This window comes from Nocardia sp. NPDC101769, from assembly GCF_044766925.1.
Taxonomy (GTDB): Bacteria; Actinomycetota; Actinomycetes; order Mycobacteriales; family Mycobacteriaceae; genus Nocardia.
On the sequence record NZ_JBIWMX010000045.1, the window covers coordinates 1 to 19599 of the forward strand.

General features: G+C 67.8%; 19 protein-coding genes. 6 read left to right on the forward strand and 13 right to left on the reverse strand.

Annotation, left to right across the window (positions count from 1 at the left end; genetic code table 11):
* Positions 1–378: 378 nt before the first annotated feature.
* From ACIRRA_RS40780 to ACIRRA_RS40800, 5 genes are all read right to left on the reverse strand, one after another.
* Positions 379–915, reverse strand: a complete 537-nt coding sequence (locus ACIRRA_RS40780) for a hypothetical protein (protein WP_402779906.1) — start codon at positions 913–915, stop codon at positions 379–381.
* A 196-nt stretch (positions 916–1111) separates the two neighbouring features.
* Positions 1112–1336, reverse strand: a complete 225-nt coding sequence (locus tag ACIRRA_RS40785; protein WP_402779908.1) for a hypothetical protein — start codon at positions 1334–1336, stop codon at positions 1112–1114.
* A gap of 297 nt (positions 1337–1633) precedes the next feature.
* Entirely contained in the window at positions 1634–2026 is a 393-nt protein-coding gene (locus ACIRRA_RS40790) for a VOC family protein (RefSeq protein ID WP_402779910.1), read from the reverse strand.
* Positions 2027–2077: 51 nt separating this feature from the next.
* The gene (locus ACIRRA_RS40795) at positions 2078–2887 is read right to left on the reverse strand and encodes a hypothetical protein (protein WP_402779912.1); all 810 of its coding nucleotides are present in this window, start codon (positions 2885–2887) and stop codon (positions 2078–2080) included.
* Positions 2888–2909: 22 nt separating this feature from the next.
* Positions 2910–3734 carry a DUF3097 domain-containing protein gene (locus ACIRRA_RS40800; RefSeq protein ID WP_402779914.1) on the reverse strand — a complete coding sequence of 275 codons (825 nt, stop codon included), beginning with the start codon at positions 3732–3734 and terminating at the stop codon, positions 2910–2912.
* Between the two features lie 128 nt (positions 3735–3862).
* Here ACIRRA_RS40800 and ACIRRA_RS40805 point away from each other — a divergent pair, with 128 nt between their 5' ends.
* Complete coding sequence (locus tag ACIRRA_RS40805) at positions 3863–4294, forward strand: NfeD family protein (RefSeq protein WP_357007533.1); 432 nt, start codon at positions 3863–3865, stop codon at positions 4292–4294.
* Positions 4294–5535, forward strand: a complete 1242-nt coding sequence (locus ACIRRA_RS40810; protein WP_402779916.1) for an SPFH domain-containing protein — start codon at positions 4294–4296, stop codon at positions 5533–5535. The genes ACIRRA_RS40805 and ACIRRA_RS40810 overlap by 1 nt, the downstream gene beginning before the upstream one ends.
* Before the next feature lie 98 nt (positions 5536–5633).
* On the opposite strand, the gene ACIRRA_RS40815 is transcribed toward ACIRRA_RS40810, so the two are convergent.
* The 6 genes from ACIRRA_RS40815 to ACIRRA_RS40840 all read right to left on the reverse strand — a co-directional run bounded on the left by ACIRRA_RS40815 (position 5634) and on the right by ACIRRA_RS40840 (position 11651).
* Positions 5634–6572 (reverse strand): TauD/TfdA dioxygenase family protein, encoded by a 939-nt coding sequence (locus tag ACIRRA_RS40815; RefSeq protein WP_402779918.1) that lies wholly within the window; start codon positions 6570–6572, stop codon positions 5634–5636.
* A gap of 18 nt (positions 6573–6590) precedes the next feature.
* A complete protein-coding gene (locus ACIRRA_RS40820) occupies positions 6591–7937 on the reverse strand; it encodes an LLM class flavin-dependent oxidoreductase (protein WP_402779920.1) in 1347 nt (448 codons plus the stop codon).
* Between the two features lie 23 nt (positions 7938–7960).
* The gene (locus ACIRRA_RS40825) at positions 7961–8833 is read right to left on the reverse strand and encodes an ABC transporter permease (protein WP_402779922.1); all 873 of its coding nucleotides are present in this window, start codon (positions 8831–8833) and stop codon (positions 7961–7963) included.
* Positions 8826–9662 (reverse strand): ABC transporter ATP-binding protein, encoded by an 837-nt coding sequence (locus ACIRRA_RS40830; protein ID WP_402779924.1) that lies wholly within the window; start codon positions 9660–9662, stop codon positions 8826–8828. The genes ACIRRA_RS40825 and ACIRRA_RS40830 overlap by 8 nt, the downstream gene beginning before the upstream one ends.
* Complete coding sequence (locus ACIRRA_RS40835) at positions 9659–10738, reverse strand: ABC transporter substrate-binding protein (protein ID WP_402779926.1); 1080 nt, start codon at positions 10736–10738, stop codon at positions 9659–9661. The genes ACIRRA_RS40830 and ACIRRA_RS40835 overlap by 4 nt, the downstream gene beginning before the upstream one ends.
* A gap of 172 nt (positions 10739–10910) precedes the next feature.
* A complete protein-coding gene (locus ACIRRA_RS40840; RefSeq protein ID WP_402779928.1) occupies positions 10911–11651 on the reverse strand; it encodes an IclR family transcriptional regulator in 741 nt (246 codons plus the stop codon).
* A 435-nt stretch (positions 11652–12086) separates the two neighbouring features.
* On the opposite strand from ACIRRA_RS40840, the gene ACIRRA_RS40845 reads away from it, so the two are divergent.
* Positions 12087–12422, forward strand: coding sequence for a transglycosylase family protein (locus ACIRRA_RS40845; protein WP_402779930.1), 336 nt, complete (start codon positions 12087–12089; stop codon positions 12420–12422).
* Positions 12423–12500: 78 nt separating this feature from the next.
* Here ACIRRA_RS40845 and ACIRRA_RS40850 read toward each other — a convergent pair whose 3' ends face one another.
* On the reverse strand, positions 12501–12704 hold the full coding sequence (locus tag ACIRRA_RS40850; RefSeq protein WP_402779932.1) for a hypothetical protein: 204 nt from the start codon (positions 12702–12704) through the stop codon (positions 12501–12503).
* 421 nt (positions 12705–13125) lie between these two features.
* On the opposite strand from ACIRRA_RS40850, the gene ACIRRA_RS40855 reads away from it, so the two are divergent.
* Complete coding sequence (locus ACIRRA_RS40855; protein WP_402779934.1) at positions 13126–14379, forward strand: lipase family protein; 1254 nt, start codon at positions 13126–13128, stop codon at positions 14377–14379.
* 249 nt (positions 14380–14628) lie between these two features.
* Here the strand turns inward: ACIRRA_RS40855 and ACIRRA_RS40860 are convergent, their stop codons facing one another.
* The gene (locus tag ACIRRA_RS40860) at positions 14629–15300 is read right to left on the reverse strand and encodes a TVP38/TMEM64 family protein (RefSeq protein WP_402779991.1); all 672 of its coding nucleotides are present in this window, start codon (positions 15298–15300) and stop codon (positions 14629–14631) included.
* 210 nt (positions 15301–15510) lie between these two features.
* On the opposite strand from ACIRRA_RS40860, the gene ACIRRA_RS40865 reads away from it, so the two are divergent.
* Positions 15511–17328: a methylmalonyl-CoA mutase family protein gene (locus ACIRRA_RS40865; protein WP_402779936.1), complete on the forward strand. Its 1818-nt coding sequence runs from the start codon at positions 15511–15513 to the stop codon at positions 17326–17328.
* A gap of 2 nt (positions 17329–17330) precedes the next feature.
* Complete coding sequence (gene scpA, locus ACIRRA_RS40870) at positions 17331–19589, forward strand: methylmalonyl-CoA mutase (protein ID WP_402779938.1); 2259 nt, start codon at positions 17331–17333, stop codon at positions 19587–19589.
* The last annotated feature ends 10 nt before the right edge of the window (positions 19590–19599 follow it).

Genomic DNA, 19599 nt, shown 5'->3' on the forward strand with positions numbered 1-19599 from the left:
ATGCCACAAGCTGTGCCACGCCTGACACACTTTCAGCGCATGACGCTGAATACGCGGGAAATATGGTGAGCCCGCCACCCCCGTAATGGCCGGTTCGGCCCGGGGCTACTCGGCAGTACACGACGATCCTTCTGCCTCAGCGCGACAAGGGGTCCGGGAGTCCCTGTGCACCCCGCAGCCCATAGGCCGCCCACTGAACCACCCGCAGAATGCACGGAACTCGGCGATAGCGGACGTTCCGCCGGCCTCGGATCGGCACGGCCAGTTGATCTTCCGGCGCCCCGCGCTGGCCGGTTCGGTCAGCGCGGTATGCGGCACTACAGTGCATTCGATACGCGGATAGCGGAACTGCTCGAGAACCTCGATCCTCACGGCTTGCTATTCGATGCCGAAGTCGGCCAGCAAGGAGACGAGCTGGTCGCGCGGGGTGCGGGCCAGTTGTCCGCCAGTGAAGCGCGGATCGTCGGTGACTTCGGCGATGGCATATATCGGTGGAGTGAACGCGAGCATGTCGTCGTCGTTGCTGAACTCAGCTTCGGCGATGACGAGGCCGCGGAGCTGCAAGGCGAAGACGTCGATCCCGAAAGGCGGAATGCTGTAGCGGGTCTTGGTCAGCACGTTGCCCGGAAGTGTGGCGAACAGGCGGTATTCTCCGCCGGTCAGATAGGTGTTGGTGATCAGTCCTTGAACCGGTCCCGGGCTTGGGGCTGGGATCTTTTGGGTCAGCTTATATTGGTGGCTGCCGTCGTGGTCGGCGATATGCCGAAGGCGCAGTGTGGTTTCGGGCCAGTAGCAGTCAGTGATCGCACGTATGGTGGTGGGCGTTGGATTGCTGGGGAGGTTGGCGAGAAGGAACCGGCGTTCTCGCTCGATACGAGCGTATTTGCCGGGCTGGAGCAGGCTGTCACCGTTCACCACGCAACGGTATCGGGCCGCCGGACGAAGCACAGGCGTCGAACCGTCTACTGGCACACGCCATTCGGCAATAGCGGACGTTCTGTGCCGCACCAGGTTCCGGGTGCCGTGCCCCGCGCTGGCCGGTTCGGTCAGCGCGGTATGCGGCAATATCGGACATCGCGAGATCGGCCGATGGCCTGTGTCCACGGGGTTCCTACAGTGCGTTCAGGGCGTCGATGTTCTTCCCCGGACCGGCAGGAAAAGGTGGCGCCGACGCGCGTGAGACCGACGGGCAGAGGTTGTTCAGGATCAGCGCGAGGGTGAATGCGAAGCGGTCGGGCCCGGTGCCGGAGGTGAGTTCGGCGGCATAGCGCCGGGTTTGAGGGAAGGTGTCGGCGGGCAGCGCGGTGAACCGGCGCAACAACGCGACTGCCGTCATCTGCGACGCTGCTGATGTTCACGAGATAGCGCTGAACGATCTGGACCCGCGGTTCACCGTCATCGACGTCAGCGGTGATGGAATCGTTGTCGGAGCATCGAGTATCCCCTCCGTCGGCGTCCATGCCCGGACATACGCGGGTTCCTGCCCGCGGAGGAACTCGACTGGGTATCCGCGCGGATCGCGGGGGCAGGTTAGTTAGGGAGCTGGTAGGTGCAGGCGCGGACGGGAGCCCGGCCCCCTCCCTTCTCCAGGCGTGTTTGTCTCTTGTCTTTTCGTCCTCGGGTCTTGCCGCTTTTACGCGAGGGCGGCGTAAAGGTCGACCCCATTCCCGTCCGGGTCGAGGACTGTGGCATACCGCTGGCCCCAGAACGCATCGAACGGCTTCAGCTCGGCTCGGTAGCCTGCGCCGACCAGCTCTTCGAACTTCTGGTCCACCCCGGCCGGCGAGCCGCAGTCGCACGCGAGGCCGATTCGCCCGGCTCCGGGCACGGCCTTCCAGTCCGGATGGAATGACCGAACTGTTTCCTCGGTGTCGAGCATCAGCTTGATACCGCCGCCAAGGTCGGCGTCCACGTGTGGCTGCTGCTCGGAGCCGTCGGCGAACTCCACTCCCAGCCGCCGATAGAACTCCAGCGACGCACCCATGTCCGTCACCACGATCCCGATCACATTCAGTCGAATAGCCATACCCGAACGGTATGCGCCCCCATCGCGATCGGTCTTGAAGAAATCGGACAGTCACCGAGCGTGGACCGCGGCCAGCCGTGCGGCCCGGATCGCGTTCCAGAGTGGTCGGAGTAGCGCCTCCTGTGCGGCCACGGCGGTCGCGGAGGTCGGGGCGGAGGCTGGTTCGCGTTCGGCGACGGTGAGGATGGCGGCCACCTGGTCGGCGGTGTCGAGGATCCGCTGGGCGCGCAGGGGCATCGAATCCGGGTACTTGTGTTTGGTATGTCCGGCCAGTTCGGCTTCGACGAGTTCGCGAGGCCCGACTCCGCCGGACCCGAGCCTGGTGGTCTGGAGCTGCTGGAGTGCGTCGGCGGCGTCGCGGACCGCCTCCCGCATGGTGTATTCGGCTTCGCCCAGCGGCATTTCGGGTACGTGCGCGAAGGGGATCGGGGTCGAGTAGACCCGCCATTGCAGTGCGTCGTCGTGGGTCCAGACCGGGACCAGCCCGGTGCCGGCCGACCCTGCGGTCCCGATCAGAATGCCTTCCTCGGCTTCGGTTGCGGCGGCGGCGAATTCGGTGCCGACCGGGAGTCCGCGCACGTCTCCGGGAATCGGCAGCACCAGCCGCATCTGCGCCTCGGGTCCGTCGATCGCTTCCCGGATGACCTTGAGCAGCACCATGATTCCCGCCCCGGCCACCGCGGCGGGCTCGTCGTCGGATGCCCACGGTAATCCGGTGTGCCCTCCGGTCACGGGATCCCCGGCGGCCACCGTCTGCTGGGGAGCCCAGGTACGCAGCGCGTCCAGCACGTCGTCGGGGGCGCTGCGGCCGGCCAGCCAGGCGCCGGCCCAGACCGTCAGCGATGCACTCGGGGAACTCATGCATTCGAGGATAACTGGCGGGCTACTCCTGCTCCGTGACGAAATCGATCAGTCGTTCGACCGCGCCGATGAGCGGGGTCTCCAGGTCGCGATAGGAGTTGACCGCGTTGTAGACGCGCCGCCACCCCTCCTGCGGCGTGCCCCAGCGTAACCGCTGGCAGATGCCTGTTTTCCAGTCCTCCCCGCGCGGGACGTCGGGCCAGGCGGGGATGCCGACGGCCTGCGGGCGGACGGCCTGCCACACGTCGATGTAGGGGTGGCCGGTGACGAGGACGTGCGCGCCGAGGCCCTGGGTCAGGCCGGATTCCTTGGAGCCGGTGACCAAATGGTCGACCAGGACTCCGACGCGCCGGGTCGGTCCGGGCTGGAATTCGGCGAGTTTGGCGCCGAGATGGTCGAGGCCCTCGAGTTGTTCGACCACCACGCCCTCGACCCGCAGGTCGTGTCCCCACACCCGTTCGACCAGCGCGGCGTCGTGCACACCCTCCACCCAGATGCGGCTGGCCTGCGCGACGCGCGCCTTCAGCCCTTCGACGCGGGTGGATCCCGAGGCGGATCGGGTGGGCTGCTCGGGCGCGGCTGCGGTCGGCTTCACGAGTGTCACCGGCTGCCCGTCGATCAGAAACGCGGCTTCCCGCAGCGCGAACAGCCGGACCCGCCCGCCGCGATCCTCGAGTTTGACGAAGTCGCCGTCGTAGCTGCGATCGAAACCCACTACGGCGCCGCAGAATCCGGTGGCCGCGTCCTCGGCGACGAGGTCGCGTTCGGCGACCACGCGGGGCACCTCTCGTTTCTGCTTGCGCGCGTGCCCGGAGAAGATGTCGCCGTACCGTTGGTGCCCACTCACCGCGTGAAGGTTACCGGCGATGAGCGGGAATCCCCCTCGCGCCGCGCCCATTCCGGTATGTCGGGTACGAAGCGCGGAGTGATCACGAATACCGGCCGTAACCCGCGATTACGGTTACTGTTGGTGGCGTGGCCGCAATAGTTTGGCTGGTCGCGGGGATTCTGCTCGCGGCAGCTGAGATGCTCACGGGCAGTCTCGTGCTGATCATGCTGGGTGTTGCCGCGCTCATCACTGCGGGCGCCAACGAGCTCACCGGCTCGTCGGTGCTCATCGACGCGGTGGTATTCAGTGTCTCGTCGATCGCCCTCCTGGTGCTGGTCCGCCCATTCCTGTTGCGGCGCTACGCAATTCCGCCGCCGCATCAGACCGGGGTGGACGCGCTGCCAGGAAAGACCGCGAAGGTGCTCGAAACGGTCGACGAGCACGGCGGTCGCGTGAAGCTCGGTGGCGAGGTGTGGAGCGCGCGTCCCTATGACGCCGCGGAGTCCTATCCCGTCGGTTCGACCGTGTACATCATGAGGATCGACGGCGCCCACGCCGTCGTCATGAAAGGGCCGTGATGGCTGTACTGATAGTCGCCGTCGTACTCATCCTCCTGGTCGTGGTGGTGGTCTTCAAATCGGTGGCCCTGGTGCCGCAGGCCGAGGCCGCCGTGATCGAGCGGCTGGGCCGCTATTCGCGGACGGTGTCCGGGCAACTGACCTTCCTGGTGCCGTTCGCCGATCGGGTGCGCGCCAAGGTGGATCTGCGCGAGCGGGTGGTGTCGTTCCCGCCGCAGCCGGTCATCACCCAGGACAACCTGACCGTCCAGATCGACTCGGTGGTCTACTTCCAGGTCACCAGTCCGCAGGCCGCGGTCTACGAGATCTCCAATTACATTGCCGCCGTGGAACAGTTGACGATCACCACGCTGCGCAACGTGGTCGGCGGCATGACCCTCGAAGAGACCCTGACCTCCCGCGACCAGATCAACAGCCAGCTGCGCGGGGTGCTCGACGAGGCCACCGGCCGCTGGGGTCTGCGGGTGTCGCGCGTCGAGCTCAAGGCCATCGATCCGCCACCGTCGATTCAGGAATCGATGGAGAAGCAGATGAAGGCCGACCGTGAGAAGCGCGCCATGATCCTCACCGCGGAAGGTCAGCGGGAGGCATCGATCAAGACGGCCGAGGGCCAGAAGCAGGCGCAGATCCTCTCGGCCGAGGGCTCCAAGCAGGCGGCTATCCTCTCCGCCGAGGGTGAGCGGCAATCCCGCATCCTGCGCGCGCAGGGTGAGCGGGCCGCCGCCTACCTCCAGGCGCAGGGCCAGGCCAAGGCCATCGAGAAGGTGTTCGCCGCCATCAAGAACGGCAAGCCGACCCCCGAGCTGCTGGCCTACCAGTACATGCAGACCCTGCCGCAGGTGGCCAAGGGCGATGCCAACAAGGTGTGGCTGGTGCCCAGCGATTTCGGCAAGGCCCTCGAGGGCTTCGCGCGCGGTTTCGGCAAGCAGGGTGAGGACGGTGTGTTCCGGTACGAGCCGTCTGAGGACGGTGCGGCCGCGGAAGCGCCCGAGAACGATGCCGACGAGGTGGCCGACTGGTTCGAAACCGCCACCGACCCGGCCACCCAGCGGGCCGTCCGGGCGGCCGAGGCGGATGCACGGACGCCGGTCGAGCCGGTCGGTTTGCCGCAGACCGCGACACGGCCCAATCTGGAGCAGCGGCCACCGCAGCAGCAGCCGGTACAGCCGCAGTACCGCCAGGAGCCCCCGGACCAGCGCTGGCAGAACCCGCCTCCGCCGCCGCGTCCGCTGGGCCGCTGACGGTCCGGGGATCCAAGCAGAATCGAATCAGGAACTGAGCGGGGCCCTCTCGACACTGTCGAGAGGGCCCCGCTGATTCCGCGGTGAGCGCCGCGGGATCAGTCCTGCGAGCCGCCGAAGTGCTCACCGGCGATGGAGCGTGAAGGCTCGCCGTCGACGCCGACCGGCACGTCGCCCTCCAGGGTCGTGCGGTAGAGCACGCGGGTCACGTTCAGGTGGGTGAGGTCGCCGGGTGCGAGGTGCGCGGTGGCCCGGTTGTCCCAGAACGCGACACTGCCCTTCTCCCAACGGAATCGGACCGTGTACGCCGGATCGGAGAGTTCGGCGTACAGCAGTTCCAGCAGCGCGTCGCTCTGGCGCGGGCTGAGGCCGACGATGCGGGTGGTGAAGCCCGGGTTCACGAACAGCACGCGTTCACCGGTCACCGGATGCACCCGCACCACCGGGTGTTCGGTGATCAGCGGTGCGGCCGCGACCCGCTTGGCGTAGTCGCTCTCCGTGTCCCAGGCGGGCAGCTTGCCGCCGAATCGGTGCTCGGCGCGCAGTCCGTCGAGGAAGGATTTGAGCGAATCCGGCAGGCCCGCGTAGGCGGCGGCGAGGTTGGTCCACTGGGTGTCGCCGCCGCGCTCGGGCGCGATCTCGGCCCGCAGCAGGGAGGCCGCCGGCGGGTTGATGAGCGGCGAGACATCGGTGTGCCAATGGTTGGTGTAGCTGAATTTCTTCTTCCCGAACCGCTTTTCGTACAGGCGGCTGTCGACGGCGAGGATCTCGGGGTACTCGGTGGGCGCGTCATCGTCGTACGGATGCGAGGGCGTGACTGCGCCGAATCGCCGGGAGAAGGTGATCTGTTCGGCGTGCCCGATGTGCTGATCCCGGAAGAACAGCACCTTGTATTGGTGCAGCGCGGCGGTGAGTACCGCGATCTGCTCGTCGGTGAAGTTGCCGCGCAGGTCGATGCCGGTGATCTCGGCGCCGATATGCCCGGCGACGGGTTCGATGCGGAAGGTGCCGACCGGGTTCTCGGTTGCGGTGGTCATGAGCGGTCCTCTCAGATCTCAGGCGGTCGCCTGGGTACGGGCGGGGGCGAATTGGCTTTCCACGGGCGCGAGTCCGTAGTGGCCGCGCAGGGTCGGTGCGGTGTAGTCGGTGCGGAACAGCCCGCGCTCCTGCAGGATCGGGACCACGCGGTCGACGAAGTCCTCGAGCCCGCCGGGCAGATAGGGCGGCATGATGTTGAAGCCGTCGGCCGCGCCCTGGTCGAACCAGGACTGGAGTTCGTCGGCGATCTGCTCGGGCGTGCCGGCGAAGGTGCGGTGACCGCGGCCGCCGCCGAGTTTGCCGATGAGCTGGCGGACGGTGAGGTCCTCCTTTTCGGCGAGCTCCTTGACGAGGGTGAATCTGCTCTTGCCGCCTTGGATGTCGCTTTCCTGTGGCAACGGCGGCAGCGGTGCGTCGAGGGCGTGCTCGGTGAGGTCGACGCCGAGCAGGGTGGACAGTTGCCGCAGCGCGTAGTCGGGGGAGATGAGGTCGGTGAATTCCTGTTCGAGTGCCCGGGCTTCGGCCTCGGTGTCGGCGATGAAGGGAACCAGGCCGGGCAGCACCTTGAGGTCGTCGGCGGAGCGGCCGTACTTGGGCAGCCGGGACTCGAGGTCGCGGTAGAACCGCCGGCCCTCCTCGAGGGTGCGCTGCGCGGTGAACACCGCTTCGGCGTGGCGGGCGGCGAATTCCTTTCCGCTCTCGGAGGATCCGGCCTGCACCAGCAGCGGCCGGCCCTGGGGGCTGCGGGGCGAATTCAGCGGGCCCCGGACCTGGAAGCGTTCGCCGCGGTGGTCGAGGGTGTGGACCTTGTCAGGGTCGGCGAAGATGCCGGTCTCCGGGTCGAGCACGATGGCATCGGATTCCCAGCTGTCCCAGAGCCGTACCGCCAGGTCGACGAACTCGTCGGCGCGCTCGTAGCGGCGGGCGTGCTCGGGGATGGCCTCGTAACCGAAGTTGAACGCCTCGTCCTCGCTACCCGAGGTGACGATGTTCCAGCCGGCCCGGCCGCCGCTGATGTGGTCCAGGGACGCGAATTTCCGTGCCAGGTTGAAGGGTTCGTTGTAGGTGGTGGAGGCGGTCGCGATCAATCCGACGTGCTCGGTGACGGCGGCGATGGCGGCGAGCAGGGTGATCGGCTCGAAGACGGAGAGCGCGTTGCGCTTGATCCGGGGTCCGACGGCCAGCCCGTCGGCGAAGAACACCGAGTCGAGCTTGCCGCGTTCGGCGATGCGGCCCAGTTCCTGGAAGTGCTTCACATCCAGGACCCGGTGTTCCTCGGTGCGCGGATGCCGCCAGGCGGCCTCGTGGTGGCCGACGCCCATGAGGAAGGCGTTCAGATGGAAGGTCTTGCGTGTGTTGGACATGGAAGAGGTTCTTTCGACGGATTTCAGTGGGCGCGCCAGCGGGACAGCCGTCGCTCGATGGCCACGAGCACGCCGTTGTAGGCGAGTCCGACCAGGGCGATGGCCACGATCCCGGCGTACATGTCCGGAATCTGGAAGTTCTGCTGGGCGGCGGTGATCAGGTAGCCGAGCCCGGAACGCGCCCCGAACATCTCGGCGGCGATGAGCACGAGTATCGATCCGGAGGCGGCCATGCGGATGCCGGTGAAGATCGACGGCACGGCGGCGGGCAGGATCACCTTCTGGAACAGGCGGATCGGTGAGAACCCGAGCGAGACGGCCGATTTCACGAGCAGCGGATCGACCGTACGCACCCCGCTTATGGTGTTGAGCAGGATCGGGAAGAATCCGGCGTACACCACCAGCGCGATCTTGGAGGTCTCGCCGATGCCGAGGATCAGGATGAACACCGGCAGCAGCGCGAGGGCGGCGGTATTGCGGAACAGTTCCAGCACCGGGCTCAGGAATTCCGCGACCGGTCGGTACCAGGCAATGGCCACACCCACCGGAACGGCCGCGACCAGGGCGATGGAGAAGCCGATGAGCGAGCGGGTCACGCTGGTCGAGACGTGTTCCCACAGTTGGCCATTGCGGATGAGCTCCAGCCCGGCCTGCACGACCGCCGAGAACGGCGGCAGGAACACCTCGTCCACCAGCCCCAGCCGCGGCGCGGCTTCCCACAGGGCGAGAAAGGCCGCGATCACGATGGCGGGCTTGCCGATTCGCCATGCGATTCTGGCGACGGCGGTCAGCACGGCCGCAGCGTGCCGGGTTTTCGTGCGGGTCGCATCGCCGGTGGCGGCGGGCTCGCCACGGAGATCGATGGATGCTTCGACGAATTGCAGTGCGCTAGACATGGGAACTCCTCTTGTCGCCGGTGAGCGCGGCCTGCTCGAGGTCCTGTGCCCGCGCGACCTCGTCGTGCAGCAGGGACCAGACGTGATGGCGCAGTTCGCGGAATCGTTCGCTGGAACGGATATCCGGATCCCCGTCCCGGTCGAGGTCGATGTCCACGACCGCCTTGATCCGCCCGGGCCGCGAGGTCAGCACCGCCACGCGCTGCCCCAGGTACACCGCCTCGTCGATGCCGTGGGTGATGAACAGGACCGTCTTACCGGTGGCCCGCCAGATTCGTAACAGCTCGTCCTGCAACGACTCCCGGGTCTGGGCGTCGAGGGCGGCGAAGGGCTCGTCCATCAGCAGCACCTCCGGGTCGAAGGCCAGGCTCCGGGCAATGGCGACCCGCTGCTTCATACCGCCGGACAATTCGTGCGGATAGCGGTTCCCGAATCCGGCCAGGCCCACGAGCTCGAGATAGTGCTCGGCGATCTCGCGGCGTTCGCGACGGCGAATGCCCTTGGCCTCCAGCCCGAATTCGATATTCGCCCGAGCGGTGCGCCAGGGCAGCAGCGCATACTGCTGGAAGACGATTCCGCGGTCCAGGCCGGGTCCCGTGACCGGTGCCCCGTCCAGCAGGATCTGCCCGGAGGTGGGTTTGCCGAGCCCGCCGAGCAGATCCAGCAGGGTGGACTTGCCCGAGCCGCTCGGCCCGACCAGGACCAGGAACTCACCGTCGCGCACATCGACGCTGATATCGGCGAGCGCGGTGAAACTCTCCTGCTCCCCGCGCACGGGGAACTCCTTGCGGACCCCGGTGAGCGCGAGTTTGATGGTCGCGGAACTCATTTCGCCACCGCCTCGCCGCTGGGACCGCTGGTGGCCGGGTAGGTGCCGTTGGCGTACGGATTGTCCCTGTTGGTGTAGAGGTCCTTGGCGGCGAGCTTGCCCGCGGGCAGTTCCCCGTTGCGGACCAGCCAGTCGATCCAGATCTGCAGTTCGCGTTCGGCGATCACGCCGCCGGGGACGGGGATACCCGAGCTCTTGTAGTACTGCAGCAGCGCGGTGTTCTCGTTGCGCCCGCGCTTGTGGATGATGTCGGCGAACCGCGCCACCACCTCGTCGCGCGGCGTGACCTGCAGCCAGCGGGTGGCGCGTGCGGTGCCCTGCACGAAATCGGCGACGGCCGCGGCATGGGACTTCAGGTAGTCGTTGCGGAAAACGTAAGTGCCGTAATCGAACTGCCCGAACAGATCCTTGTCGGTGTAGAGGGGGTGCACCCCGCCCCGCCCGACGGCGGTGTCCCGGAAGACGCCGCCGAGGGCGGCCACGTCGATCTGCCCATTGCGCAGCGCGTCCTCGGTACTGGCGGGCGGCAGTACGACCAGCTGGACCTGTTTGATCTCCTGATCGCTGAGCCCCTGGTCGTGCAGCCACTGCCGGGTGATGAACTCGTGGTGCGCGCCCAGGGTATTGACGCCGACCTTCTTGCCGATGAGGTCGCGCGCGGAGGTGATGCCCGAATCGTCGCGCACGAAGTAGCCGGTGAAGTTGAGTTCGTCGGCCCCGTAGGAGCTGAGTACGGCGGTGACGGGAGCGCCGCCAGCGACCAGCTTGATGACCGCGCCGTTGAAGGCGCTGCCGAATTCGACCTGCTTGGTGGCGGCGGCCTGAATATTGGCCGGGCCGCTGGTGGTGTCGCCCTCCCAATGGAGGTCGATCTTGCTGAAGTAGCCGAGGTCGGCGGCCAGTTCGAAGGCGGAGACCTGGCCGGTCGATCCCTGATAGCGGATGACGGTTCTACCGTCGGCGGTCGTGCCCGGGTCGGTTTTCGCGCAGCCGGTGAGCAGGACGACCGCACTGGAGACGGCGAACGCGGCGGCGAGGGCGCGGCGCACCCTGGTCCGGCGGGGAGGGAATGCCATGGGGGAGTCTTTCGGTGAATACGACTGTCGCTCGGTGGGATTCGAGGGCGGGGCGACAACAGAGCGTCATGGGGATTCCTTTGCCGGACAGGGGAACTGGCGATGATTCGGCGGTGGTCACATGCTGCGATGGGGGCCGCGGCGCGGCAACCGGCTTTTCACCATGTGGAAATCAGCGTGAGCGAAACCCGGCGGCGGAGGGCGCCGCGCCGTCGGTGGTCTGGAACAGCGGTGCGATCCGGCCCGCGGCGATCCGCATGGCGGGCACGACGGCCCGGATCAGCTCACCGTCCAGGCGGGCCGAACGGGCCTGCACCGCCAGTGCCCCGTGCACCTGCCGGCCCGGCCCGACGATGGGCACCGCCAGGGCGCGGATGGGGTCGTCGGTCTCGATCAGCTCGGAGGCGAAGCCGGTGCGGCGGACCCGGTCCAGGTCGATGTCGGCGGCGGCGCGGGCGGGGGAGTGGGCCAGCAGGGCGTGGCCCGCCGCGCTGGCGTGCAGGGATTGCCGGGACCGCGGCACCTGGTGGTGGCAGAAGTGGATCGGCGGGCGGGCCTGGAAGACGGTGAGCGCGTCGCTGTCGTCCATCACGCTCACGCTGACCGTGATCCGGATGCCCGCGGCGAGCGCGTACAGATGCGGCGCCGCGGACTCGAGGCCCAACCGGGCGAGGGCGGGCCGGGCCAGGGTCGCCAACCCGTGCCCGACGCGGTAGCGATCACCGGCCGGCCCCTGCTCGAGCAGGCCGCCGCGCACCAGCGCCTGGGCGAGACGGTGTGCGGTGCTGACGGGCAGCCGGGCCCGCTGGGCGAGTTCGCTCAGCGACAGCTCCGGATCGTCGCCGTGGAAGCAATTCAACACCTGGATCGCGCGGTCCACAGCGCGTGCTCCGGAACGGGGTTCATCGGCCATGTTGGCACTATGGTCAGGGCTCTGACCTGGAGCAATGGTTGTGCGCACCGCGATCCGAGCCGGTCGGAAGGCGATTTCCGACGGGGATCGTTTTGTTTCGAGTTTGTATTGCGCGATCGAGGTCACTATCTTCGCGTGACCTCCGTCACAAAATTGTTTACGAATTCCAGAAATGTCATTCGTCAAAACGGCGATGCGAACAGCGAAAACGCATTGAGTATCCTCGATATCGATCCGTCAACTGGCCGTGATCGTTACGTGATCTAACGTGATTGATCCGTTACCGTCGGTCTCGGCTCGGATTCAACCGGGCCCGAACTCGAATCGACGAACACCGGCAACTCCGTCCCGCGATTCGAGAGCAACCGATAACCCTGGGGACGGGGACCCGCAGCCGAGAGCGCGGGCCGGCGGGCGCAGGCGAGGAAACACTCTATGCATCGCAACCGGAAGCTCACCACCCGCACATTCGCTGCCGCCGCGGCCATCGGTGCGCTCGTGTCCGTCCCGTTCGCGCTGTCCACCGCGACCGCTTCGGCCGCCGGGCACAACTGGGACGCTGTCGCGCAGTGCGAGAGCAGCGGCAACTGGGGCGCCAACACCGGCAACGGGTTCTTCGGCGGTCTGCAGTTCACCCAGAGCACCTGGAACGCCTACGGTGGCGGCGGCAGTGCCGCCAACGCCAGCCGTGAGGAGCAGATCCGCGTCGCGGAGAACGTGCTCGCCGGTCAGGGTCCGGGCGCCTGGCCCGTGTGCGGCGCCTACCTGTAATTCAGGTTTCGCGTCGATTCGAAACGTCCGATGGCCCGTCCCGCAAATGCGCGGCACGGGCCATCGTCGTATTCATGATCAGACGTGGGCTGCGTGGATCGCCTTCGTCAATTCGGTTTCGAGGGCCTGGAATTCGGGTGTCGCGGTGACAGTGATGGCCCGGACGCCCACCTCGTCATCGCCCGGTAATACCACCTCCCGGTACACGATGATCAGTCCGGGACGGGCACTCATGATCAGGACCCGGGTGGGCGGGAATGCCTCCTCCACCGAATGCGTCACGAACGCAATGGTTTTGCCCGATTTGGGCCGCGGTCGCTGCGGCTCCACCCGCGGCCGCTCCCGAGTGAGTTGATCCAGCGCCCCGAATGGCTCGTCCATCGCGGACCGTCGGCCACGGGTGGAGGGTGGCCTGGAAGACCGCATCGCGTTCGGGGCTCGGCCCGGCGATGGGGCCGTGGCCGACCATCAGCGTCCCGTCGCTGGTTTCGAGGAAGCCGCGACGATGCTCACGAACTCCGGAGTCGGCCCTCTTTCCGCGGTCTCCGCATGTGGCTAGAGTAACCGCGTTACTCGAGTAACGGTGTTACTCGCGAGTCCGCAGAGAAAGCAGAAAATGTCTGGACAACGCCGTCCGAATCCTCGGAAGCGACAGACGTCCCGGAAGATCGATCACGCCCTCGCCATCACGGCGGCGTTGTGCGTGACCGCTGCCGGTGCCGCCGCCGTTCCGGGGTCGGCCTCCGCCGATCCGGTCAACGACTTCTATGTTCCGCCGTCGCAAATCGATGCGACACGCGGAGCGATCATCAAGACCACCGATATCTCGGCCTACCTGGCGCAGGCGGCGGACAGTGGGACCTGGCCGTTGCCGGCCGAACAGGTCATGTACACGACGCAGATGCAGGACGGCATGCCCGTCGCGGCGACCGGTGTCTTCCTCGATTCCACCCAGCCCTGGCGCGGGTCCGGGCCGCGGCCCACCATTGTCATCGCGCCCGGCACCACCGGTCAGGGCGATCAATGCGCGGTGTCGCTGGCCTTCTCGACCGGGATGTACGCGAGCATCACGCCGCCGACCTTCTCCGCGAACCAGGAGGCGATCTCGGCGCTTGCGTGGAATTCGCTGGGCGCCCGGGTCTTCGTGGCGGACTACATCGGCATGGGCACACCGGGGACCCATACCTATGTCAACCGCGTCGAAGAGGCTCATGCCGTCCTCGATGCCGCGCGTGCGGCCAACAACCTCGCCGGTTCCGGCGATGACACACCGCTGGCGTTGTGGGGGTACTCCCAGGGCGGCGGCGCCACGGCCGCCGCGGTCGAGATGCAACCCGACTACGCGCCCGAACTGAACCTGAAGGGAACGTGGGCCGGCGCGCCGGTCGCGGATCTGACCGAGGTGCTGAAGAGGGCCGACGGCAGTCTGATCAGCGGCGTAATCGGGTTCGCGCTCAACGGTTTCGTCGCGCGCTACCCCGATCTGCAGTCGATTCTGGACGAACGCACCACGCCGGAGGGCAAGGCGCTGCTGAGCGACCTGGGCAACGAGTGCATCGGTGACGTGATCCTGAAGCACCCGTTCCTGCGCAGCACCGAATTCACCGTCGATCATCGGCCGATGATCGACCACCTGCAGGAGGTCCCCGAGGCCGAGGACATCCTGCGGCAGCAGCACATCGGAAACCTCACTCCGGCAAGCCCGGTCCTGATCACCAGCGGTCGCAATGACGACACTGTCCCCTACGGTCAGGCCCGCCAACTGGCCATCGACTGGTGCGGCAAGGGCGCCACCGTGAGCTTCCGGACCGACGAGCTGCCCCCGATCCTGCCCGGGGCCACCCTCCCGAACCACTTCGGCCCCGAGTTGATCGACGGCTTCGGCACCAACAATGCGATCGGCTACCTGGTCGATCGCCTCAACGACGTACCGATCTCGGGCTGCACCCTCGGCTGACTCCCGCCGCGAAAACCCCCGCGCTGCTGTCCATTTCGTCCTGACCGCAGTGGCGCGGGGGCGCAGTGCGGGGTTGGGACCGGCTCGCGAATCGCGACCGTGCCGGACACCCACGGGGGAACGGAAAGCGCCGCGTTATGCCCACGGTTGGCCCGTCCTGCCGGACCGCCTGGCGCGCAGCGGAACCCACCCGTTGGCGCTGGGCGCGGCGGACCCCGGCTGCGGCCGGTGACCGCAGCCGCTGTCCGATCAGGCGACCGGCTCCGGCTGAGCCTCCGGTTCCGAAACGGTCACCCTCGCGTCCACGACCAGCCCGATCACGCCAACCGCCAAACAGGCTGCCGTGACGATCAATTGGGCGGGGGAGGTGCGATTGGTGAGGGCGTCGCCCAGCAGCACCGTGCCCACGGTGCCCGGGATGATGCCGATGAACGTGGCGATCAGGTACGGGGTGAACCGGATCGAAGACAGTGCCGCGCAATAGTTCACGATCGAGAACGGCGCGAACGCGATCAGCCGCAGCGATCCGATCGCCAGCCAGCCCCGCCGCGCCAACCGGGTGTCGACCGCCTGCACGGTCGGATGGGTGAGCCGCGCACGCACCCGCTCGTGATCGAGGGCGCGCACCAGCCACAGCGCCAGCACCGCACTCAGTGTCGTGGCGGCGAGGGCCAGCGTGAGCCCCTCCACCGAGCCGAACAGCATGCCCGCGCTGAGGGTGAAGATGGTGCGCGGGAAGGGCGCGACACAGATCAGTGTGTGCACTGCGAAGAACACCAGCGGCAGCAGCGGCCCGACCGAGTCGGCCCACTGCCGGACCTGCTGGGGCGCCGGGTGCGGTGCGAAGGCGGCCAGCGCGAAAAGTAGCCCGCAGCCGATCAGCAAGGCCAGATTTCGCGGTTGACGGAGGCGGCTGAGCAGCCCGGATACGCGCTCGAGCGGCACACGCACGGTTGTTGGCACCGCGCCAGGTTACCCGCTGGTAGTGAGACTCCGGAGACCGTTATCTCGAGGCTGCCGCTAGCATCAGGGGAAAGACGATGAATGCTCGTTAACCAAAGTGGCCGTTGAGCTGGGTGAATGCCGGTGCAACGGCCATCCGGTCAGGGAGTGGAAGAAGGAACAGCAGCTATGCCGATTGCTTCCGACTCGGACACCGATCCGGTGCCCGAGTATGCCGCCTGGCGCAAGGGTGTCGCCGGGGTGCTGGCGAAGGCCCGCAGGGTGGATGCGAGCGACTTGCCGGATGAGCCGGAGAAGCTGCTCGCGGTCACGACCTATGACGGCCTGACCGTCAACCCGCTCTACACGCGCCGCGACGAACTGCCCGAGCAGCCGCTGCCTGGGCAGTTCCCCTACGTGCGCGGTGGCGACGCCACCCGCGACGTGCACCGTGGCTGGTTCGTCAGCCAGCGTTTCGGCGGCCCCGATGCCGAGGCCGTCAACGCGGACATCCTCTTCGCGCTCGACAACGGCGTGAGCGCGGTGTGGCTGGGCGTCGCCGAGCGCGGCGTGCCTGTCGACGGGCTGGCCACCGCAGTGCAGGGCTTCCTGTTCGAGCTGGCGCCGCTCACCCTCGACGCCGGGCCGGCCGCCAATGAGGCTGCGGCCGCACTGTTCTCGGTGCTGGACGGCTATGAAGCCCCGAACCGCAAGGACATTCGGGTCTCGCTGGGCGCCACCCCGCTGACGAGCCTGTTCGCCGGCTCCTCGGCCATCGACCTGGACGGCGCGGTCGCGTTGGCCCAGCAGGCGGTGGCCCGCACCGAGACGGTCCGCGCGATCACCGTGTGCGGCGTGGCCTTCCACAATGCCGGCGCTTCCGACGCCCAGGAGCTGGGTGCGGCTGTGGCCGCGGGCCTGGAGTACCTGCGTTCGCTCACCGACGCCGGGGCCGATATCGCGGATGCGCTGGAGCAGCTGGAGTTCCGCTTCGCGGCCACCGACGACCAGTTCGAGACCATCGCGAAATTCCGTGCCGCCCGGCGACTCTGGGCGCGCGTGGCGCAGGTCTGCGGGGCCCCGGCCTTCGGCAACGCTCCCCAACAGGCGATCACGTCCGCGGCCATGATGAGCCAGCGCGACCCCTGGGTGAACATGCTGCGCACCACCCTCGCCGCCTTCGGCGCGGGCGTCGGTGGCGCGGACATCGTCACCGTGCTGCCCTTCGACGACGCGCTGCCCGCCGGGGAACTCGAGGTGTCCAAGGCGTTCTCGGAGCGCATGGCGCGCAACACCCAGCTGTTGCTGCTCGAGGAATCCCGCCTCGGCCACGTGCAGGACCCGGGCGCGGGCTCCTGGTTCGTGGAGTCGCTGACCGATGAGCTCGCCGCCAAGGCGTGGGAGTTCATGCAGGAGATCGAGGCCGCCGGCGGCTACCTGGCCGCGCTGCAGGCGGGCCTGCTCGCCGAGCGCATCGGCGCGACCAAGGCGAAGCGCGATTCCGATGTGGCGCACCGCAAGACGGCCGTCACCGGCGTCAACGAGTTCCCGAACCTGAGCGAGAAGCCGCTGTCGGAGGCCGCGCGTGCCAAGACCTCTCCGGCCCGCTACGGCACGGCCTTCGAGGCGCTGCGCAACCGCTCCGACGCCTACCTGGCCGCCAACGGCGCGCGCCCGCAGGTGCGCCTGGTTCCGCTGGGCCCGGTGTCGGAGAACAATGTTCGTGTCACCTTCACCACCAACCTGCTGGCCTCCGGCGGCATCGAGGCGGTCACCGACACCGGCCCGTCGATCGCCGTGCTGTGCGGCTCCGACACCCGCTACGGCACCGATGCCGCGGCGGCCGTGGACGAATTGCGGGCGGCCGGTGTGACCACCGTGCTGCTGGCCGGACCCGAGAAGGCGGTCGCGGAGCTGACCGGCGTGCAGCGCCCGGATGACTTCGTGACGGCCCGCATGGATGCTGTGGCGGCTCTGACCGGCCTGCTCGAAAAGCTGGGAGCGTAGAGATGAGCGATATCAAACATCGCATCGGCAATTTCGCCGAAGTACCGCTGACCGAGGGCGACACCGCGCCCGCCGACGTCAGCGCCGCGCAGGTCGACGCCTTCGTCGCCGAGGCCGCTAGCGCGAATCACTATGCGCCCGAACAGCTCACCTGGTCGACCCCCGAGGGCATCGAGGTGCCGCCGGTGTTCACCAAGGCCGACCGGGACGCCATCGCCGCCGCGGGCTACCCGCTCGACAGCGTGCCGGGTGTGGCGCCGTTCGTGCGCGGTCCGTACCCGACCATGTACGTGAACCAGCCGTGGACGATCCGCCAGTACGCGGGCTTCTCCACCGCCGCCGACTCGAACGCCTTCTACCGCCGCAACCTGCAGGCGGGCCAGAAGGGCCTGTCGGTCGCGTTCGACCTGGCGACCCACCGTGGCTACGACTCGGACCACCCGCGCGTCACCGGTGACGTCGGCATGGCCGGTGTCGCCATCGACTCCATCCTGGACATGCGGGAACTGTTCGATCAGATTCCGCTGGACCAGGTTTCGGTGTCGATGACCATGAACGGCGCGGTGCTGCCGATCCTGGCGCTCTACGTCGTCGCCGCCGAGGAGCAGGGCGTCAAGCCCGAGCAGCTGGCCGGAACCATTCAGAACGACATTCTGAAGGAGTTCATGGTCCGCAACACCTACATCTATCCGCCCAAGCCCTCGATGCGGATCATCTCCGACATCTTCGCCTACACCTCCGCGAAGATGCCGAAGTTCAACTCGATCTCCATCTCCGGCTACCACATCCAGGAGGCCGGAGCCACGGCCGACCTGGAGCTGGCCTATACCCTCGCCGACGGCGTGGAGTACATCAAGGCCGGTCTGGACGCGGGCATGGAGGTCGACAAGTTCGCGCCGCGACTGTCGTTCTTCTGGGCCATCGGCATGAACTTCTTCATGGAGGTCGCGAAACTCCGTGCGGGCCGGCTGCTCTGGAGCGAGCTGGTCGCCAAGTTCGAGCCCAAGAACTCCAAGTCGCTGGCGCTGCGCACCCACTCGCAGACCTCGGGCTGGTCGCTGACCGCGCAGGACGTGTTCAACAACGTCGCGCGCACCTGCGTCGAGGCGATGGCCGCCACCCAGGGCCACACCCAGTCGCTGCACACCAACGCGCTGGACGAGGCGCTGGCCCTGCCGACGGACTTCTCCGCCCGCATCGCCCGCAACACCCAGCTGCTCATCCAGCAGGAGTCCAACACCACCCGTCCGGCCGACCCGTGGGGCGGCTCGTACTACGTGGAGTGGCTGACCCACCAGCTGGCCGAGCGCGCCCGCGCCCACATCGCCGAGATCGAGGCGCACGGCGGTATGGCGCAGGCGATTTCGGAGGGCATCCCGAAGCTGCGCATCGAAGAGGCCGCGGCTCGCACCCAGGCGCGCATCGACACCGGTCAGCAGCCGGTGATCGGCGTCAACAAGTACCTGGTCGAGGAAGACACCCCGATCGAGGTGCTCAAGGTCGAGAACTCGCGCGTGCGCGCCGAGCAGAACGCCAAGCTGGAAAAGCTGCGGGCGGAACGCGATTCGGCCGAGGTCGAGAGGGCGCTGGCCGAATTGACCCGTGCGGCAGCCTCTTCGGAGGGCGGCATGGACAACAACCTGCTCGCCCTGGCCATCAACGCCGCGCGCGCCAAGGCCACCGTGGGTGAGATCTCCGACGCGCTGGAGCAGGTATACGGCCGCCACCAGGCCGAAATCCGCACGCTCTCCGGCGTTTACCGTGAGGAGGCCGGCAAGGTGACCAACATCAGCAAGGCCATCGAACTGGTCGAGGCCTTCGCCGAGGCCGAGGGCCGCCGCCCGCGCATCCTGGTCGCCAAGATGGGTCAGGACGGCCACGACCGCGGCCAGAAGGTGATCGCCACGGCCTTCGCCGACCTCGGCATGGACGTCGACGTGGGCCCGCTGTTCCAGACCCCCGAGGAGGTGGCGCAGCAGGCGGCCGACAACGACGTGCACGTCGTCGGTGTCTCGTCGCTGGCCGCAGGCCACCTCACGCTGGTGCCCGCCCTGCGGCAGGCATTGGCCGATGTCGGACGCCCCGACATCATGGTCACCGTCGGCGGCGTCATCCCGCCCGGTGACTACGACGAGCTGTACGCCGCGGGTGCCGCCGGCATCTTCGGCCCCGGCACCATCATCGCCGACGCCGCGATCGACCTGATCAAGAAGCTGGCCGCACAGCTCGGCCACGAGATCGGCCCCGGCGCAACGGAATGAGCGACGCCGC